Source organism: Chitinophaga costaii (assembly GCF_900094705.1).
Taxonomy (GTDB): Bacteria; Bacteroidota; Bacteroidia; order Chitinophagales; family Chitinophagaceae; genus Chitinophaga; species Chitinophaga costaii.
Map to the genome: position 1 here is coordinate 1 of NZ_FMAR01000034.1, position 5,011 is coordinate 5,011.

Annotated in this window: 2 protein-coding genes and 1 CRISPR repeat array; both genes read right to left on the minus strand. The window is 35.5% G+C overall.

The features are described from left to right. The first annotated feature begins 143 nt into the window (after positions 1 to 143). Positions 144 to 3,883: a CRISPR direct-repeat array (repeat unit 47 nt; unit sequence GTTGTGATTTGCTTTCATTTTATTATGTAGTTTCGCTTTTAAACAAC). 88 nt (positions 3,884 to 3,971) lie between these two features. Beyond that, positions 3,972 to 4,307, minus strand: coding sequence for a CRISPR-associated endonuclease Cas2 (gene cas2, locus GA0116948_RS20655; protein ID WP_240619276.1), 336 nt, complete (start codon positions 4,305 to 4,307; stop codon positions 3,972 to 3,974). Between the two features lie 14 nt (positions 4,308 to 4,321). Then, the gene (gene cas1, locus GA0116948_RS20660; RefSeq protein ID WP_240619275.1) at positions 4,322 to 4,915 is read right to left on the minus strand and encodes a type II CRISPR-associated endonuclease Cas1; all 594 of its coding nucleotides are present in this window, start codon (positions 4,913 to 4,915) and stop codon (positions 4,322 to 4,324) included. Between the last annotated feature and the right edge of the window lie 96 nt (positions 4,916 to 5,011).

The window sequence follows — 5,011 nt, forward strand, 5'->3', positions numbered from 1 at the left end:
GCGTCGTATTTCCTACGGGTCTTTTTTGTGTTTCTTCCAGTCATTGCTTTGCAAATTTAAGCAACTTTACTGTCCGGATTTATTGGACCATTTCAGTTTCGCTTTTAAACAACAAGCACTACCTACTATAAAGTAGGCAGTAGGTTGTGATTTGCTTTCATTTTATTATGTAGTTTCGTTTTTAAACAACCTTAATGTGAAAAACGCCGCCCTCCTGATAGTTGTGATTTGCTTTCATTTTATTATGTAGTTTCGCTTTTAAACAACCGGCAAAACATGTACAAGGCCTACCTTAAGGTTGTGATTTGCTTTCATTTTATTATGTAGTTTCGCTTTTAAACAACAAGGAAGCACGCAGGATATACGACTCAATGTTGTGATTTGCTTTCATTTTATTATGTAGTTTCGCTTTTAAACAACTCGTACCCCTGAATACCTAGACGGGTTAGGGTTGTGATTTGCTTTCATTTTATTATGTAGTTTCGCTTTTAAACAACAATCTTGTCCTTATAATAACGAGGCATTGCGTTGTGATTTGCTTTCATTTTATTATGTAGTTTCGCTTTTAAACAACGAGAATGATTACCACGCTTTGTGTGGCGATGTTGTGATTTGCTTTCATTTTATTATGTAGTTTCGCTTTTAAACAACACGACTTGGAAGGGAAGTAGTAGTAGCTGCGTTGTGATTTGCTTTCATTTTATTATGTAGTTTCGCTTTTAAACAACAACCAATGGTTTTGCGCCGTCGCCGGCATAGTTGTGATTTGCTTTCATTTTATTATGTAGTTTCGCTTTTAAACAACTCGCGTTGATAGCGATCATAGGGGTGCTGGGTTGTGATTTGCTTTCATTTTATTATGTAGTTTCGCTTTTAAACAACATAAATTTGGTAGTTACGCATTTGCGTAGGTTGTGATTTGCTTTCATTTTATTATGTAGTTTCGCTTTTAAACAACCGTACGCGCATGTCGGCCATGTCTATTTCCGTTGTGATTTGCTTTCATTTTATTATGTAGTTTCGCTTTTAAACAACAACCAATGGTTTTGCGCCGTCGCCGGCATAGTTGTGATTTGCTTTCATTTTATTATGTAGTTTCGCTTTTAAACAACTCGCGTTGATAGCGATCATAGGGGTGCTGGGTTGTGATTTGCTTTCATTTTATTATGTAGTTTCGCTTTTAAACAACATAAATTTGGTAGTTACGCATTTGCGTAGGTTGTGATTTGCTTTCATTTTATTATGTAGTTTCGCTTTTAAACAACATCTTGTCCTTATAATAACGAGGCATAGCTGTTGTGATTTGCTTTCATTTTATTATGTAGTTTCGCTTTTAAACAACCGAAACGAAATTTTTTAACGGTGCAGAAATGTTGTGATTTGCTTTCATTTTATTATGTAGTTTCGCTTTTAAACAACATGTGGTTGTTTTTTATGATTAAAGAATAAGTTGTGATTTGCTTTCATTTTATTATATAGTTTCGCTTTTAAACAACGTAATGTACGCAATGTATTTTTTAGGGACGGTTGTGATTTGCTTTCATTTTATTATGTAGTTTCGCTTTTAAACAACCGAGGACTCGGTACTAAAAGACGGAGAATTGTTGTGATTTGCTTTCATTTTATTATGTAGTTTCGCTTTTAAACAACTTTCCCGTACCTAAATATGACTCACAACCAGTTGTGATTTGCTTTCATTTTATTATGTAGTTTCGCTTTTAAACAACATGAATTAAATGAAACTTTCTACATGCAAGTTGTGATTTGCTTTCATTTTATTATGTAGTTTCGCTTTTAAACAACTATCAAAACATCCTCTGTACCTCTTACTACGTTGTGATTTGCTTTCATTTTATTATGTAGTTTCGCTTTTAAACAACATTCATCACCTCCGTGTTTTTGTCGCGGTGTTGTGATTTGCTTTCATTTTATTATGTAGTTTCGCTTTTAAACAACCATATTTCGGGGATTTCCGGCAATGTAACGGTTGTGATTTGCTTTCATTTTATTATGTAGTTTCGCTTTTAAACAACAAGGACGCATTTGACGATGACGTTATATTTGTTGTGATTTGCTTTCATTTTATTATGTAGTTTCGCTTTTAAACAACGTTAATACGTCATCGACCTTCTCTCCGGTGTTGTGATTTGCTTTCATTTTATTATGTAGTTTCGCTTTTAAACAACGTAGTGAAGCTGGACAGATAATCTTTTACTGTTGTGATTTGCTTTCATTTTATTATGTAGTTTCGCTTTTAAACAACAGTGTGTCGTTTGCTGTTCGCACTGTTACTGGTTGTGATTTGCTTTCATTTTATTATGTAGTTTCGCTTTTAAACAACGCGCGCCGGGTAGCAATCTGAAACGTCTCCGTTGTGATTTGCTTTCATTTTATTATGTAGTTTCGCTTTTAAACAACTTTTCCGGATTTCAAGAATAGATAGTTCCTGTTGTGATTTGCTTTCATTTTATTATGTAGTTTCGCTTTTAAACAACGCAAAGTGTAATCTTGATAAGTAGCTATTGGTTGTGATTTGCTTTCATTTTATTATGTAGTTTCGCTTTTAAACAACCACCGGCTGCGTCCAGGTCAACGGCTATGCGTTGTGATTTGCTTTCATTTTATTATGCAGTTTCGCTTTTAAACAACGGTAGGCCGTCGGTTTCACCAGTAGTATTTGTTGTGATTTGCTTTCATTTTATTATGTAGTTTCGCTTTTAAACAACCCGCCGCGTTGGGGATGTGCGGATTATCAAGTTGTGATTTGCTTTCATTTTATTATGTAGTTTCGCTTTTAAACAACGTCATTTCCTGCTATTTGGAAGTCCCAACAGTTGTGATTTGCTTTCATTTTATTATGTAGTTTCGCTTTTAAACAACAATAGGCCGCTGGGTCCTCCTTAACCAGCTGTTGTGATTTGCTTTCATTTTATTATGTAGTTTCGCTTTTAAACAACTCAATGATAGAGTTAGTAGCTACCTTCATTAGTTGTGATTTGCTTTCATTTTATTATGTAGTTTCGCTTTTAAACAACCCTCTTCGTCTTTTAAGCCTTCCAGGTCTGAGTTGTGATTTGCTTTCATTTTATTATGTAGTTTCGCTTTTAAACAACTCCGCAGGACGGCTATCTACGTTATTAAGGGTTGTGATTTGCTTTCATTTTATTATGTAGTTTCGCTTTTAAACAACAAAGAACTTCGCCTGATCTTCTAGGCTTTTGTTGTGATTTGCTTTCATTTTATTATGTAGTTTCGCTTTTAAACAACCCCTTACGCTTCAACAAAAAGACGATGCTGGTTGTGATTTGCTTTCATTTTATTATGTAGTTTCGCTTTTAAACAACACAATCGGTTCAGAGATCACAGACTCAGCTGTTGTGATTTGCTTTCATTTTATTATGTAGTTTCGCTTTTAAACAACGCGAGGGCGATGGTACTTATAATCTTAAGTGTTGTGATTTGCTTTCATTTTATTATGTGGTTTCGCTTTTAAACAACATAATGAGCTGGTTCAATTCATAGGTACCAGTTGTGATTTGCTTTCATTTTATTATGTAGTTTCGCTTTTAAACAACCGCGACTTATTGGATATATGGGCGCAAATGGTTGTGATTTGCTTTCATTTTATTATGTAGTTTCGCTTTTAAACAACATGATCCCAGGGTAAACCCGTTGATGAACAGTTGTGATTTGCTTTCATTTTATTATGTAGTTTCGCTTTTAAACAACGTAATACCGGTTCGCTCCTGCAGTTCCTTTGTTGTGATTTGCTTTCATTTTATTATGTAGTTTCGCTTTTAAACAACTAAGTGTTATGTTTCGCTATTTTCTTTTCGGTTGTGATTTGCTTTCATTTTATTATGTAGTTTCGCTTTTAAACAACACAATCCTTCAAAGTTCAATACAGTAAAGGATTTAAGGTTGTTTTTAGGAAATAAAAAACGGGCGATCCGCCCGTTTTTTATTTCCTATTAGAATAGTTCTAACTGTTGCACGGTATCCGGTGCGCGCACCTCTAAATGTCCTCTGAATATTTCCATCATACCAAATTGCTTGTCTGTTACGCACATAATTCCCACATGTCCTTGGAATGGCAAAATGGATTTTACCCTTTTAATATGTACATCCGCATTTTCTTTGCTGCTACAGTGACGGATGTACATACTAAATTGGAACATGCTAAAGCCGTCCTGTAGAATTTTCTTTCTAAATGTTGCATAGTTTTTACGATCTTTTCGAGTGTCTACCGGAAGATCGAAAAATACGAGAACCCACATAACGCGATATGCATTTAATCTTGAATGCATTAGTATTCAATTTGTTATTCAAGCACCGGATAGAGGATTTTCCGTGATTTTCCTTCATAACATTTTGCAAGACTAGTGGTGGTTCGTTGTACTGCAATCAAAAGGGGGCTTTTCTGCCCATCTAATTGAACGTCCATGGCGGGAATACCCAGCAGTTGTTTTTTCATAGAGGGTGTCATTTCCAGGTATTTACCTTGTGCGCTAATAATTGAACAAACTATCTTGTCTACGAATGGACGGTAAGGCTCCATGATATCATCTGCCAGGCAATAAGCATTGTATTGGTTACGGTGAAAAATACCCAAGGTTGGTAGTAAACCGGATGCAACGATACTCCTCGCTACTACCGCCCTGAGTATCGCATAGCCGTAGTTAAGTAAGTTGTTGGGAGGAGGGCCATGGCGATCACGGCTAAAATTTAAAAAGGGTGGAAATAAATGCTTCCAATAATAGACCGCTGCTCTGGCTTCATGATTTTCACTATCTCCACTTTTTACTTCTTTTGCAAAGTTCAGCAACAACTTATTTTCAACTCGTTCTTTGGCCAATAAATGGGCCTGGTTATTAATTTTTGCGATAATAGTTTGTTGCCATAATTGCTTTTTCAAAGTGTCCCTCCGGGAAGTTAAAAAGGCGGTATTGGTTTGAAGGTTAACTTTGTCGAATGCCTGAATTTTTCTACATATTTTCCTGATTCAATTTCC

Bases quoted from the DNA above. Each gene is read 5' to 3' on its own strand.
- cas2 (WP_240619276.1), bottom strand. From the start codon at position 4,307: ATGCATTCAAGATTAAATGCATATCGCGTTATGTGGGTTCTCGTATTT.